This is a genomic window from Pseudoalteromonas sp. bablab_jr011 (assembly GCF_016464045.1).
GTDB classification, from domain to species: Bacteria; Pseudomonadota; Gammaproteobacteria; order Enterobacterales; family Alteromonadaceae; genus Pseudoalteromonas; species Pseudoalteromonas lipolytica.
The window spans coordinates 31,610-45,104 of sequence record NZ_JACDWU010000254.1; the positions used below are offsets into that span (position 1 = coordinate 31,610).

The following is a 13,495-nucleotide window of genomic DNA, read 5'->3' on the forward strand; positions in this document are numbered from 1 at the left end:
TTAAGAAGTAATGCCGATATGCTTGCATATCGGCATTTTTCATTTTACAAATACTTAAGCCACGGTTTTTTAGTTTTACGTTTGTATTCACTAAACTTTTTGGTTGGCCAATAGAGTCCAATTATTAAGAGTAAAGTAATTAACCAAACACTTGATATATCACTTACCCCAAAATAGTGCCCTTGGTTTGCCCCCCATATCAACATACCGACTTGATACATGGCGAGCAGCACATACAGGTGTAATATATAAAAAAACATAGGCACAGAACCATAAACGCGCAGCGCATTGGTCACGCGGTTAAGGGGTCGCTCAAACGCCCATAAACCAAGAAACATCCCCGCCAAGGTTATCAATAAAAAGTTTAATGATGGCGGATACTTCGTTACATTGAATACCGACATTATCGTTTCTGTGGTGGTGCTAAAGGTTTGCCAAGGCAACGTTTCACCATAAATATTAAAACCACGCAGTACCGCGAATGATCCTACACATAATAGTGCTAACAGCAGCAATGCTCGTTTACGCGACTGCGCTTTTTGCGTATGTGCATATAGTGGCCCTGCGCAATAACCCAGTAAAATCACACCAATCCACGGCAATACAGGGTAGCTAATTTTTACGTCAATTAAGCCACCTTGTGATAAATAACCTCGATCATGCAAAATCGTCCACAGCGAATAACCAAACTCATCGGGCGTGAAACTGATTGGAGTAAGTAAGTTATGGCCGAATACAATCACTAAACCCAATGCTAACAATAGTCGTTGCGGTAAGTTAATTAGCAATGCCAGAGCCAACATACACAAGCCAATAGCCCACATCACTTGCAGCCAAATCGTGTGGTAATACCCCATCCACGAAAAGCAAATCAACGTTACTTCAAGCGCAATTAAAAACAGTCCTCGTTTTACTAAAAAGCCGCGAGCTGAGCGTGCGACACCCGTTGCTGGGTGACTGTACAACCACGCCGACAGCCCCGTTAAAAAGATAAAGGTTGGTGCACAAAAGTGGGCCGCAAAACGACTCCAAAATAAGCTGGGTGAAGTAACATCAACGTCCATCGGATCAGACACTTGCATATGCAAAAAGAAGCGTTCTCTGACATGATCTAGGAGCATAATTAAAATAACGATCCCCCGCATAATGTCGATACTATGAATACGACTTTTAAGCTGCTCAGAAGTCATAGCTCACCCCCAGTTTAAATTGCGTTGGCGCTCCAGGATAAGCCCACAGTGCGTTGTAGCTACTGGCAATATATTTTTCGTTAAAGATATTATCGACATTTAGTGACACGGTTGTTTGCTCTGTTGCACGCCATTTTGCGAATAAACCCACTAATTGATAGCGTGGGATGCGAAAAGTTAAATCGGCAGGGTCCCCTAAACGATCTGACACATATTGATAATGCCCCCCGACCTTAAGCTCTTGAGAAAATAGTGTCAGATCATGATTAAAACTTGCAGAAAAGTTATTCTTTGGCACGTTAACAAGCGGGCTGCCCTTTGGAATAGGCACTATCCACTCAACATTTAAACTGTCTGTTGCTGTCTCAGCGTCAACATAGGCATAAGATAGGTTGTACTCAGTGTTCGCGCCCAGTGAGCCTGTTAAATCAAGCTCAACACCTTTACTTTTGGCTTTGCCTATTGGGGCTGAATACCCCACATTAACAGGATCTGCCACCAGCATATTGCTCTTAGTCGCATCAAATATTGCCACTGTACCAGTGATTTTTTCGCTGCTAAATTTCACACCGACTTCGAACGAGTCACTCTCTTCAAAGCCAAATGGCTTACCTTCAGCGTCGGTGCCACTTAGAGGTAAAAAACCCTCTGAGTAACTTGAGTACAGATTAATGTTATCGTTTAGCACGTACACCATACCAAAACGTGGGCTAATACGATTTTTTTTACTGTGTGATGCAACGCCCGACTTCGTTTCGAAAATATCTTGTTCTATTTCATCAAAACGTAACCCAACCATCACTTTTAGGTTGTCAGTTATATCTAACTGATCTTGTATATAAAGACCGTAAGCACGTTGTTCCTCATTGTTCTCATATTGCATGCCCATTTCAGGGCCTTCGATAGGCGTGTAATCTGGCTCATGGATATCAATTGTATAAGTGCCATAACCACCGCGGTAACGATATAACCCTGTACGTAACTCGTATTCATATGCATCAGCACCGAATAAAACATGATTGGTAATACTTGCAATATCAAACTGACCGCTCAGCTCAAAACGCACGGAAACATCCTCAGATTCATAATCTCGATAGCGGTGCTGGCGCGTTAAGGTTGTTCCATCATCAAATAATGATTGGCGCGATGGCGATAATTCCGCATCTGAAGACTCACCAGTTAAAGTGGCTGCACGATAATTAGCGCCAGCAAGTAATGACCAATCATTATTAAAATTATAGTTATAGTTGAGTTGATGGCCTCTGGAGTGAACTTTTGTTGGCGCATCATTTGGGTTACCTAAAAAGCGTGACTCCGGCACAGTCTCAATATTGCCATTAAGAATCACAACACCTCGGTCGTACATTTGTTGTTGGTCAACATATTCAAACTCATAGGTGAGCGATGAGTTATCAGTCACTTGATAGTAAAGCGAAGGTGTAATCACTAATTTATCGTGGTGCACATAATCACGAAAACTATCGCTATCTTGCCATGCACCATTGATTCTAAATGCTAAATCATCGGTTAAGCCATTGGTGTAATCACCTTGAATACGCGTGTGGTCATCATTGCCGAACTCCGCTTTAAGTTGACCTTGCTGATAAAACTGCGGTTTTTTCGTGATGATGTTAATCGTACCGCCCGGTTCAGAACGACCATAAAGCGCAGAGCCAGGCCCTTTTAACACCTCAATGTATTCAATATTCGACACATCTCTTGGCCCTGCAAAGCCTTTTCCACCACTAAAGCCATTAATTAAATACCCCGAAGGCATGTTTTCATTACCAGACAAACCGCGAATAGAGTAGCTATCCCACAAGCCCCCTCCATTATTTTTACGGCTGATACTCGCCGAAAAATCGAGCGCATCACGAAACTTAGTTATGCCATTATTAGTGAGCATATCTTTACTTAAGGTCGTGATCGATTGCGGTAGCTCTTTGGCGGGTATATCCCCCCGAAACGCTTGCTTGTGTTCAATAATAATAGTTTCTATATCACTGTTATCAGTCGCATTCACAGCCGTGCTTATTACAACAGCTAAACTAAGGGGAAGGGTTGAAAACGTCATAGGTTGGTACTTCAAAAAGATTAAACGATTATTTGTTATAAAATAACACAAATAATCGTATTGATATAGTATAACAAATCATTTTGTTGCTGTTTTATACCCACACCACTTATTTACATCCGGCTTTCTTATCTTTAGTATTTATCGCTGAACAAAAAACAAACATGTTACGGATGACTATGTACAAATCGCTATTCGCACTATCACTGGCTTGCACATCTGTAAGCGCATACGCCAACCCAGACTTATCACGTAAAGTACCGTTTGTGGATATTCAAGCACAGGTACTTGATACCTCAGCCGGTGAGCTAACATGGCAGCGACTGCAGCAAATTCCAAATGTTCAATACCCTCGTGAGCTTTTAAATAAGCAAGGCAGTGGTTGCGCGATTGTTAATTTTAAAGTCACACCACAAGGCCAAGTAAAAGCGATAAATATTGAAAAATCTGCACCTAAGCGATACAGCAAAGAAGTCAGAAAAGCCGCAAGGAAAATCGTCAGAGACTGGCGCTGGCCAGAGCGCACCGATGAGCAGGTGGTTGATTTAACCATGCGTTTTGACTACTGCCTAACCCATGATTTCGATAAAAAGAGTGATGCCATTGCACAGTGTATAGATCATTCAGCGCAAGCGTGTGAGTAAACAACAAATTTGCACCACTGATACTTGAGCGAATGCGCGGTATTGCCTACAATGGCGCACAATTTATTCAATGCAGATCGCAACTATGACCGATACAACAAAACCAGCACTACCTGATCAACTTTCTATCAACCCACGTAGCAAATTTTATGTAGAAGAAGTATTCGAACATGAAATTGGTGTAAAACTAAACGGTAAAGAGCGTTTTGACGTAGAAGAATACTGCATCAGCGAAGGCTGGATCAAAATTGCAGCACCTAAAGCACTAGACCGTCGCGGCCAGCCATTACTTATGAAAGTAAAAGGCACTGTTGAGGTTTTTTATAAGTAAACTCTGTCTTACTGTAAATGAACAAGCCGACTTTCGTCGGCTTGTTCATTTTTGTTACTTACGACGCCAGCTACTCCAAACATCGTCTTCTTTGTTCACTTTATTTTTCTTCTTTTTCTTACCCGTGCCTTCCGGTTTTGCCATTGGCTTATCATTTTTAAGCGCCTGTGCAGCATCAAGGTTTGCTTTATTCACTTCAAAACCTCCCACTTGCTCTCGCTCCAAGCGTAACTTATTTTTCTTTTCGATTATTCTAAAGTGATGAAAGTCTTCATAATCAATCAGTGATAACGCTAAACCCACTTCACCAGCACGGCCACTTCGACCAATGCGATGCATGTAATCAGCGGGGCTGCGCGGTAAATTAAAGTTAATCACCACTGGCAGTTTTTCAATATCTAAACCGCGGGCAGCAATATCAGTGGCAATTAGTACGTCAATTTCACCCGCTTTGAATTTCTCGATTACGCGTGTACGCTCGCTTTGGCCTTTATCGCCATGGAATACTTGTGCGTTAATACCGCGTTTTTCTAGTTTATTGGCTAAGTGCTCACAGTCTTTTTTGGCGTTCACAAAAATAAGTGCTTGGCGCCATTGCTGCTGTTTAATTAAATGCGCTAAAACGGTGGTTTTCTCGCCTTTATTTACCGTGAATACACGCTGCACCAAGGTGCTTTCATCTTTGTTTTGTAACTGAATCTCTAGCGGATTTTTTAACAGCTCTTGCGTTAATAGCATTACTTGCTCAGGGAACGTAGCTGAAAACAACATCGTTTGCTTTTTAGCAGGCATTAACGCCAACAACTCAGCAAGCTCTTCTGTAAAACCAAGGCTCAATAGTCGGTCAGCTTCATCAAGCACTAAGGTGTTTACTTTATCTAGCTTAATGGCATTGCTTGAAATTAAGTCGAGCAAACGCCCAGGAGTTGCCACAATAATATCGGCACCGCCGCGTAGTGCCTGCATTTGTGTATTAACCGACACCCCACCAAATACAGCCATCGTTTTAATCGCGCCATTAAAATAAGCAGAATACGATTTAACATTATCAGCCACTTGCGTTGCAAGCTCACGCGTCGGCACCAAAATAAGCGCCGATACATAGTTACCTTTAGCATCTCGCTTTAATGCACCCTGTGATATTTTTTGCAATATAGGTAGTGCAAACGCCGCTGTTTTACCTGAGCCCGTATTCGCTCCTGCAATTAAGTCATGTCCCGCCAAGATACTTGGAATTGCTTTTGCCTGAATAGGTGTAGGCTGGGTATATTCAAGATCAGACAATCGAGCAACTAGCTCTGGAATAAGGCCAAGTGCATTGAAATTACTAGGGTTTGAGGCTGAGGTCATAAAGGTGTGGGCTCATTACTAAAATAGCCTGCAATTTTAACGCATTTATTGCCCGGTAAGTAGGGATTAGTGATTTAAATACCTTTTAGATGATAGCCACTGGTTTATGATAATTGCTCAATATTAAAAGAGGCACTTAAAAAGCCAACAACTAAGTTGGCCATATTATTAACTCTTACTCAACTGTGCTTCTAACCTCGTTTTTGTCTCTTTTAAGTAATCTAGATAGGGGTAAGTGTCATCTGCGACCGCTATTGCAGCTTCGATTTGAACCAGAGCTTGTCGAGTATTACCTTGCATTTCATAGCCATATGACAAAGCTGACAGTGCATACGCTGATTTAGGATAGTTTTTGATATTGTACTTAAACACCTCAATAGCCCGCTCAAATTGCTGGTTATCCGTTAAGCTGTAACCTAGTAGCCTAACAGCACGGTCTGGTGGCGCTATTTGCTCGCCCCATTGCTGAGATAAGCGTTGATAATAAGCATCAATTGATGAAACATCATCGCTCAATGCACTCAAAGGCATCTGTTTAGATAAAAATAAGCCATGGTAAGCATTAAATGCTCCGGCAGCTGAGGTTAAGTTATGCGAAACGCCAGCAAAGGCGTCGCTCTTAAAACGCAGATTTTGCACCTTACTATTTTGCATAGTTTGCTGCATATCATCGTATCTTTCGCGCATAATGCCGACTTCTTCACCGATATTTATATATACATAGCTGTTGATACTGTTGGCTTTAGTAACAAAGGTTTTTAAGCTCTTAGCCGGAGCGCCATAGTTCCACCATACCGCGGGGCTATAAGCAATATGCGCTTGAAATAGCTCTGGCTTAGCCTGCATAGCGTAAAGAGCAAATACACCTGCAGCTGAGGCTCCCGCAATAACGCTATAATCATGAGTGCGATACTGTTTATTAACCAGAGGCATCAGCTCTTGCTCTACGAAAGCTAAAAACTTTGCTGCACCACCGCCCTCGCCAACGGGTCCTTGCGGTTCTTTGTTCACGGTGGGATAAAAATCTCTAAGTCGATTGGTACTTTCAATCGCAACTACAATCACCTCTGGCGCTTGGTCATCTTGTTGTAAGCGCTCAAGCACTGCATTAATTAATGGTAAATTACCTGCCCCATCTAAACGATAAATAACGGGAAATCTTTTGTTTGGATATGTTTGATAGCTTTTCGGTAATTGCACAACGACAGTACGCTGCTCATTAAGCATACTTGATTCAAAAGTATGCGTTTGCTGGCTGTAATTTATAACCGGCTCATCTGCCGCTGGTTGAGCCATTACATGGTTAGTACAGAGTAAAAAACCGCTAATACAGAGTAACTTAAATAATCGCACGACTTATCCTTAAGAAATATTGGTAATTTTTTAAGCTAACAGAATTACAGGTATAAAAAAAGGCGCCTAGAACGCCTTTTTTAAAAATTCAACTAATTGATTTTACTCAACTGTCACCGATTTCGCTAGGTTACGTGGTTGGTCTACGTCGGTGCCTTTAATCACCGCTACGTAGTATGAAAGTAACTGTAGTGGAATTGTATATACAACTGGTGCAATCACGTCATCAACATGGTTTACGTTGATCACACGCATTGTTTCGTCAGATTCGAAGTGTGAATCTTTATCTGCGAATACATAAATAATACCGCCACGAGCACGTACTTCTTCTACGTTTGATTTAAGCTTTTCAAGTAGCTCGTTGTTGGGTGCTACAACAATAATTGGCATGTCGGCATCAATTAAAGCTAGCGGGCCATGTTTAAGCTCACCTGCTGCGTATGCTTCCGCGTGAATGTATGAAATTTCTTTCAGCTTAAGCGCACCTTCCATCGCAATTGGGTATTGTGAGCCACGGCCTAAGAATAGTGAGTGATGCTTGTCGGCAAATTCTTCTGCTAACTCTTCAATGCCATCCGCTAATAACAATGCTTCTTCAAGCTTGTTAGGGAGTGTTTTAATTGCATTGACAATTGCACGTTGGTCGAGGCCTTTTTCTTGCGCAATAGACGCTGTTAGCATTAATAAGCCAACAAGTTGTGTTGTGAAGGCTTTCGTTGATGCAACGCCAATTTCGGCACCCGCTTTCGTCATAAAGGCTAAATCAGATTCACGTACTAAAGGTGAACCCGGTACGTTACAAATGGTCATCGATGCCATGTAACCTTGCTGTTTAGCTAATCGCAATGCAGCTAGGGTATCGGCTGTTTCACCTGACTGAGAAATAGTGACTAATAAGCTATTTTCATGCACAAATGATTCGCGGTAACGGAACTCAGACGCAATCTCAACGTTACAACTCACACCCGCAAACTGTTCAAGCCAGTAACGAGCCACCATTCCTGAGTGATAAGACGTCCCACAAGCAATAATTTGCACGTGTTTTACATCTTTAAAGATTTGCTGGGCACTGTCGCCAAAGGCATCAATCGCTACAGTGTCATTAACAAGGCGACCTTCAAGTGTATTACGAACCGCAAGTGGCTGTTCGTAAATTTCTTTCAGCATGTAATGACGATATTCGCCTTTACCTGATGCATCTTGGGTGATGTTTGATTCAATCACTTCACGCTCTACAGCTTCGCCATTCGCATCAAAAATTTCCACGCTATCACGGGTAATACGCGCTACATCACCTTCTTCAAGGTAAATAAAGCTGCGTGTAACAGGTAGTAAGGCAAGTTGGTCAGATGCAATAAAGTTCTCACCAAGACCTAAACCAATCACCAGTGGGCTACCTGAGCGCGCTACAATGATTTCGTTGTCGTTCGCTTTATCGAAAACAACAGTACCAAATGCACCTTCAAACTGCTTAACTGCAGCTTGTACTGCTGCTAATAGCGTGTCATGTTGCTGACGTAACTGGTGAATAAGGTGCACCATTACTTCGGTATCAGTTTCTGATAAAAACTCATACCCATCGCCTTTTAACGCTTCACGTAGGCTGGCATGGTTTTCAATAATACCATTATGAACAAGGGCAATTTCGCTTTTTGAAATATGCGGGTGCGCATTGGCCTCTGTTACACCACCATGCGTTGCCCAACGCGTATGTGCAATACCGGTAGTGCCATTAACAGCGGCATTATTAAGTGCAGCTTCTAAGTTTGCAACCTTACCCACTGCTTTAACTGTGTTTAGTTCATTACCTTTAAGTAAAGCCACACCTGCTGAGTCATAGCCACGGTATTCAAGGCGCTTTAAGCCTTCAACAAGAATTTTATTTACTGGGCGTTCTGCAACAGCCCCAACGATTCCACACATAATCTCTCCTTTTGCACATGCCAAAGTGTTTTACTTTGGGCAGTATGTGTTGTCATAAAATTTATGTAATAAGATGTTGTCGGTCTTATTACGGGTTATTCAATGTCTGCACAAATCAGCTGCACACCACATTTTCTTATCGCCTCGCGTTTCTCTTCGCTAAGGTTGTTGTCTGTGATAAGTGTGGTAATTTGCTGCCAAGGCAGTTCTAAATTCGGTATTTTTCGGCCTATTTTATCTGACTCAACAAGAACAACGACTTCACGAGCCGATTCAGCCATTACTTGGCTAAGGCCCACTAATTCATTAAAGGTCGTTGTGCCTCTATCTACATCAATGCCATCGGCACCAATAAACAGTTGGTCAAAGTCATAAGAGCGCAAAACGTTCTCTGCAACTTGGCCTTGAAACGATTCTGAATGCGGATCCCAGGTGCCGCCGGTCATCAATAATGTCGGTTCGTTTTCCAGTGCTAATAAACGGTTAGCGACTTTAATGGCATTCGTCATTACTACTAGGCCACGTTTACTTGCAAGCTCAGGGATCATGGCAGCCGTTGTGCGACCACTGTCTATGATCACTCTGTTATGATCTTTAATAAGGCCCGCAGCCGCTTTAGCGATTGCTATTTTACGTACTGAGTCTACTTCATCACTCACAATCTCTTGCGGTAATGCAATAGCCCCACCATAGCGGCGCAGTAATAAGCCACTTTTTTCAAGCGCTGTTAAATCTTTACGAATGGTCACTTCGGAGGTTTGAAACTGCTCAGCCAGCGCTTCAACGGCTACTTCGCCAAGTTCATTAACCTGACTTAATATTGTATGACGACGTTGTTGAGTGTTTCGTTTTGTCATTAACCTGATCACATAAGTTTCGTTTCGAAAGTTACGGGATTTTAAACGAAACAATATAAATGGCAAGTGAATGTTTTATAACCCCACTAAGTTTATTTTGATCTCTGACTTTTACGCGATAAGCTATCTTTAGAATTGACTAAGACTGATCACCATGAAAGAGTTTAATAGCCTAGATAAACCCCTGATTGACCAGCGTAAAAACGCACATGAGATTTGCCGTTTATTTGCCAAAAGTCCCAGTAAAGGCAATTTAAAACGACTAAAAGGCATGTTTGCTCAGTGTGGTGAACAGGTCGTTATTGAAGCGGGTTTTCATTGTGATTATGGCAGTGGTATTAAAATAGGTGATCGAACCTTCATAAATATTCACTGTACAATACTTGATGCGCCGTTATCTGATGCACAAATTACCATAGGTAATGACTGCTTAATTGGCCCAAATGTGCAAATTCTTGCAGTATCGCATGCAGTAAACCCCACCGAGCGTTTAGCTAAAGCTAATTTTGCAGCGCCGATTAGCATTGGTAATAATGTATGGATTGGTGCAGGCGCGATTATACTTGCAGGTATTAAAGTTGCTGATAATGCCATAGTTGGCGCAGGGGCCGTAGTTACCAAAGATGTCGCGGCAAATACCCTAGTAGCAGGTAACCCCGCAGTGAAGATTAAAGATCTTTAAAAATTACAATATAGCGATATTAAATTGAGCACACATTGTCGGCTAACCTGCCAATTTAGAACATTTTCTTACAATTAGAACTCACCAAGATTGATATTATTGTACCCATTACAGTTAATGGATTAAATTCAATATGAAATATCTCGGCTTAGCACTTTTTGCACCACTTGCCTTAATTCCTTCTACAAGCTTTGCAGGGATTTATGACAACCCTAATATAAACCTGTTTGTGAAGTCAGAACGTAATAGCACTGACTCAATCACCTCGGCAGGTGTCGAATTTATGGCTAAAAATAACAACAGCAATTTTGGCGCAGCATTGACAACAGCGCTTGGGTCAGCTGAAGTGTTTACTAAAAAAGGTGATCGGGAGACATTTTTAACTCTCGATACTGGCATAAAATTTGGCTATTTCAGTGACTTTTTTGTCTATGGCGAAGTAGGCTTAGATTTAATTGAGCTTGCTTTCTACGACGACCGAAAAGACCATGACTATAACGACCGCTTCGATGACGATAACAATAGTATCGATGGCTATGTGGGTGTTGGTATAGGCGTGGACTCTAAGCCATTCAGGATAGAGATCTATGCTAGAGCCCGAGAAATAGACAGCCGCTATTGGGAGGCACAAAACCATGGTTATGCTGGGTTACAAGTTAGTATTTCGTTTTAATTTCAATTGGGTGAGTGAGTTAGCACGTTGTTAATCTAATGGTCATTTTTAGCTCACCCTATGTTAAGCTTAGGCGCTTTAGTTTACCCGCACCTAAGTTAACGGAGTATTTTAATACGTGTTTTTAAATCGATTTTTAGGCCTTGTTGTTTGTCTTATTGTAACAGGCTGTCAGACTGCCCCTGAGTCTCTTACTGAAAAGAAGCCCATAATTAAGGCAAATCCAGATACTGTGGTTACAGAATCTAAAACAGAACAAGTAGATGCGGTGCTGCCACCGCTAAAACCAAGTGAACTTGAAGATGTGTGGCAGCGTATTCGCGTTCAACTGCAGTTTAGCGATTCAAGTCATCCTGATGTACAAAAGCGCATTGCTTGGTACCTTACTCATCCGAATTATATGGAAGAAATAAGCCGCCGTGCAGCGCCGTATTTGTATCATATCGTCACAGCAGTAGAAAACCGTGACTTACCCATAGAACTTGCCCTAATGCCGCTTATAGAGAGCGATTTTGATGCCAGTGCCTATTCGCACAAGCATGCATCGGGTTTATGGCAACTCACTCCTTCAATCGCCAAATACTTTAAAGTAAAAATTACCCCTTGGTATGATGGTCGCCAAGATGTGATTGACAGCACACGTGCAGCTCTCGATTTTATAGAGTATCTTTATAAACGCTTTGATGGCGATTGGTATCATGCTATTGCTGCCTACAATATCGGTGAGGGGCGAGTGTTACAAGCCATTGCTCGTAATCAAAAGCAAGGTAAACCAACCGATTTTTTCAGCTTAAAACTACCATCACAAACTCGTCAATATGTGCCCAAGCTGCTCGCTGCTGCACAGTTGCTTAAACATCAAAAAATGGTCTTTCCGTCGATTAAAAATGAAGAAGCAATTAGCATCTTGCCTGTGTCAGGGGCTGTGATCTTAGCTGACAAAGCAAAATGGCAAGAACTCGAAGAGTTAAACCATGGCGTAATTCGCTACCCTGCAGTAATAGATGCGCCACATATTGTGGTACCAAAAGATCAACAGTCAACTTTTAAAACACTGTTAGCAAATCAGAAAAGTAATGATTACAGCCAGTGGCAACACTACACCGTAAAACGCGGCGATAGCTTAAGCGTAATAGCAAAACGTTATAAAGTGACAGTCAGCCAGCTTAAAACCTTTAATAGCTTAAAAACGAACACTATTCGCGTAGGTCAAAAACTCATATTACCGCAATTAGCTGATCAACAAATTGAATACAAAGTAAGATCTGGCGACAGCTTATGGAAAATAGCAAAGCAATACAAAGTCAGCATAACAAAACTAAAGCAATGGAATAACCTTTCTAGAGATAGTCTAAGAGTAGGCGAAAAGCTCACCGTATTTATCTCAAATAGTTAATACCAAATCAGGGAGTTTTACTCCCTGTCTCTTTTATATATCCAATTAAAGTTGTATCTTTAGTAGTCTATAAAAATAACAACGACAAAGTCATGGATAATCAACAAAAGGACGTCACCGAATCAACTCTTGAGACACATCAGCAAGAGGCAAGCGATAAACACCAACTAAAATCAACCACGGTAAGCACTAAACCCGACGACTCTAAACAGCCTAAAGCCTGGTTTACCAATGAGCGCCTAAACCTCTTTCTCGCACTGTGTGCCATTATTATTTCAGCAGCGTCTTTTTATGCCACATACCTGCAAGCAAATGCTGCAGAACGACAAGTAAAAGCCGCCACATGGCCTTGGCTTGAAGTTATGACGGGGAATTATGATGAAGAAAAAAATCTACCTGAAATCACCTTTGTACTCACTAATTCAGGATCAGGACCTGCGATAGTAAAGTATGTGAAGTATCACTATAACGACCAATCATATTTAGATATCTATAAAGTAATTTCTGCATGCTGTTTTGATACACAAGCATATGAAACACAGCTACAAACTCTGCAAGATGATTCTCCCAACATAAATATTTTCGAAGCATTTGGCTGGATTATGACGAGTGCCAGTGATAACCGTTTACTGGCATCTGGCAGCGAACTTAAACTTTTTGGTTTCAAGCGAACGGGATTTAATGAAACTCAATGGGACAAAGTAAACAAGCAACGTAATAGCATCAAAACCGAGATCTGCTATTGCTCTTTACTAGAACAATGCTACCTAAGCGATGGCCGCGCAGATGTAAAAGAAATAGAACAGTGTGATATATCAAGTAATTCGCCAGACACAGCGCCGTGAATATTAGGGGTTATGTATGAAGGGCATATCAGGTACTTCGGCACTAAAGTACCTTATATGGACTCCTCCTATTGCACAATACCCTTCGTTAATTTTGTTAGACTGCGTACTTATATGCGGGCTCATAATGAGGAGCTACCTCGGCCCTATGATGTATTCGCGCCCTTGTGCCTCTTC

The 13,495-nt window shown here is 41.7% G+C and carries 12 protein-coding genes; 6 read left to right on the plus strand and 6 right to left on the minus strand.

Features of this window, described 5'->3' with window-relative positions:
* Window positions 1-44: 44 nt before the first annotated feature.
* On the minus strand, window positions 45-1,190 hold the full coding sequence (locus JIG41_RS15060; protein WP_199525038.1) for a DUF1624 domain-containing protein: 1,146 nt from the start codon (window positions 1,188-1,190) through the stop codon (window positions 45-47).
* The gene (locus tag JIG41_RS15065; protein ID WP_199525039.1) at window positions 1,180-3,264 is read right to left on the minus strand and encodes a TonB-dependent siderophore receptor; all 2,085 of its coding nucleotides are present in this window, start codon (window positions 3,262-3,264) and stop codon (window positions 1,180-1,182) included. The genes JIG41_RS15060 and JIG41_RS15065 overlap by 11 nt, the downstream gene beginning before the upstream one ends.
* 179 nt (window positions 3,265-3,443) lie before the next feature.
* Between JIG41_RS15065 and JIG41_RS15070 the strand changes: the two genes are divergently transcribed.
* Window positions 3,444-3,908 (plus strand): energy transducer TonB, encoded by a 465-nt coding sequence (locus tag JIG41_RS15070; protein WP_182395884.1) that lies wholly within the window; start codon window positions 3,444-3,446, stop codon window positions 3,906-3,908.
* Window positions 3,909-3,993: 85 nt separating this feature from the next.
* Complete coding sequence (locus tag JIG41_RS15075) at window positions 3,994-4,239, plus strand: DUF3297 family protein (protein ID WP_174403901.1); 246 nt, start codon at window positions 3,994-3,996, stop codon at window positions 4,237-4,239.
* 54 nt (window positions 4,240-4,293) lie between these two features.
* On the opposite strand, the gene JIG41_RS15080 is transcribed toward JIG41_RS15075, so the two are convergent.
* From JIG41_RS15080 to JIG41_RS15095, 4 genes are all read right to left on the minus strand, one after another.
* On the minus strand, window positions 4,294-5,589 hold the full coding sequence (locus JIG41_RS15080; protein WP_074989534.1) for a DEAD/DEAH box helicase: 1,296 nt from the start codon (window positions 5,587-5,589) through the stop codon (window positions 4,294-4,296).
* 168 nt (window positions 5,590-5,757) lie between these two features.
* The gene (locus JIG41_RS15085; protein ID WP_409372741.1) at window positions 5,758-6,942 is read right to left on the minus strand and encodes an alpha/beta hydrolase-fold protein; all 1,185 of its coding nucleotides are present in this window, start codon (window positions 6,940-6,942) and stop codon (window positions 5,758-5,760) included.
* Window positions 6,943-7,044: 102 nt separating this feature from the next.
* The gene (gene glmS / locus JIG41_RS15090; protein WP_199525040.1) at window positions 7,045-8,865 is read right to left on the minus strand and encodes a glutamine--fructose-6-phosphate transaminase (isomerizing); all 1,821 of its coding nucleotides are present in this window, start codon (window positions 8,863-8,865) and stop codon (window positions 7,045-7,047) included.
* Between the two features lie 95 nt (window positions 8,866-8,960).
* Window positions 8,961-9,722 carry a DeoR/GlpR family DNA-binding transcription regulator gene (locus JIG41_RS15095; RefSeq protein WP_065979512.1) on the minus strand — a complete coding sequence of 254 codons (762 nt, stop codon included), beginning with the start codon at window positions 9,720-9,722 and terminating at the stop codon, window positions 8,961-8,963.
* Window positions 9,723-9,876: 154 nt separating this feature from the next.
* Between JIG41_RS15095 and JIG41_RS15100 the strand changes: the two genes are divergently transcribed.
* From JIG41_RS15100 to JIG41_RS15115, 4 genes are all read left to right on the plus strand, one after another.
* Window positions 9,877-10,404, plus strand: coding sequence for a sugar O-acetyltransferase (locus JIG41_RS15100; protein ID WP_065979513.1), 528 nt, complete (start codon window positions 9,877-9,879; stop codon window positions 10,402-10,404).
* Between the two features lie 133 nt (window positions 10,405-10,537).
* The gene (locus tag JIG41_RS15105; RefSeq protein ID WP_083202792.1) at window positions 10,538-11,077 is read left to right on the plus strand and encodes a hypothetical protein; all 540 of its coding nucleotides are present in this window, start codon (window positions 10,538-10,540) and stop codon (window positions 11,075-11,077) included.
* 118 nt (window positions 11,078-11,195) lie between these two features.
* Entirely contained in the window at window positions 11,196-12,473 is a 1,278-nt protein-coding gene (locus JIG41_RS15110; RefSeq protein ID WP_199525041.1) for a LysM peptidoglycan-binding domain-containing protein, read from the plus strand.
* Window positions 12,474-12,565: 92 nt separating this feature from the next.
* Window positions 12,566-13,318: a hypothetical protein gene (locus tag JIG41_RS15115; protein ID WP_199525042.1), complete on the plus strand. Its 753-nt coding sequence runs from the start codon at window positions 12,566-12,568 to the stop codon at window positions 13,316-13,318.
* The last annotated feature ends 177 nt before the right edge of the window (window positions 13,319-13,495 follow it).

Bases quoted from the DNA above. Each gene is read 5' to 3' on its own strand.
- glmS (WP_199525040.1), bottom strand. From the start codon at position 8,865: ATGTGTGGAATCGTTGGGGCTGTTGCAGAACGCCCAGTAAATAAAATT.
- JIG41_RS15070 (WP_182395884.1), top strand. From the start codon at position 3,444: ATGTACAAATCGCTATTCGCACTATCACTGGCTTGCACATCTGTAAGC.
- JIG41_RS15065 (WP_199525039.1), bottom strand. From the start codon at position 3,264: ATGACGTTTTCAACCCTTCCCCTTAGTTTAGCTGTTGTAATAAGCACG.
- JIG41_RS15105 (WP_083202792.1), top strand. From the start codon at position 10,538: ATGAAATATCTCGGCTTAGCACTTTTTGCACCACTTGCCTTAATTCCT.
- JIG41_RS15060 (WP_199525038.1), bottom strand. From the start codon at position 1,190: ATGACTTCTGAGCAGCTTAAAAGTCGTATTCATAGTATCGACATTATG.
- JIG41_RS15095 (WP_065979512.1), bottom strand. From the start codon at position 9,722: ATGACAAAACGAAACACTCAACAACGTCGTCATACAATATTAAGTCAG.
- JIG41_RS15080 (WP_074989534.1), bottom strand. From the start codon at position 5,589: ATGACCTCAGCCTCAAACCCTAGTAATTTCAATGCACTTGGCCTTATT.
- JIG41_RS15075 (WP_174403901.1), top strand. From the start codon at position 3,994: ATGACCGATACAACAAAACCAGCACTACCTGATCAACTTTCTATCAAC.
- JIG41_RS15100 (WP_065979513.1), top strand. From the start codon at position 9,877: ATGAAAGAGTTTAATAGCCTAGATAAACCCCTGATTGACCAGCGTAAA.
- JIG41_RS15115 (WP_199525042.1), top strand. From the start codon at position 12,566: ATGGATAATCAACAAAAGGACGTCACCGAATCAACTCTTGAGACACAT.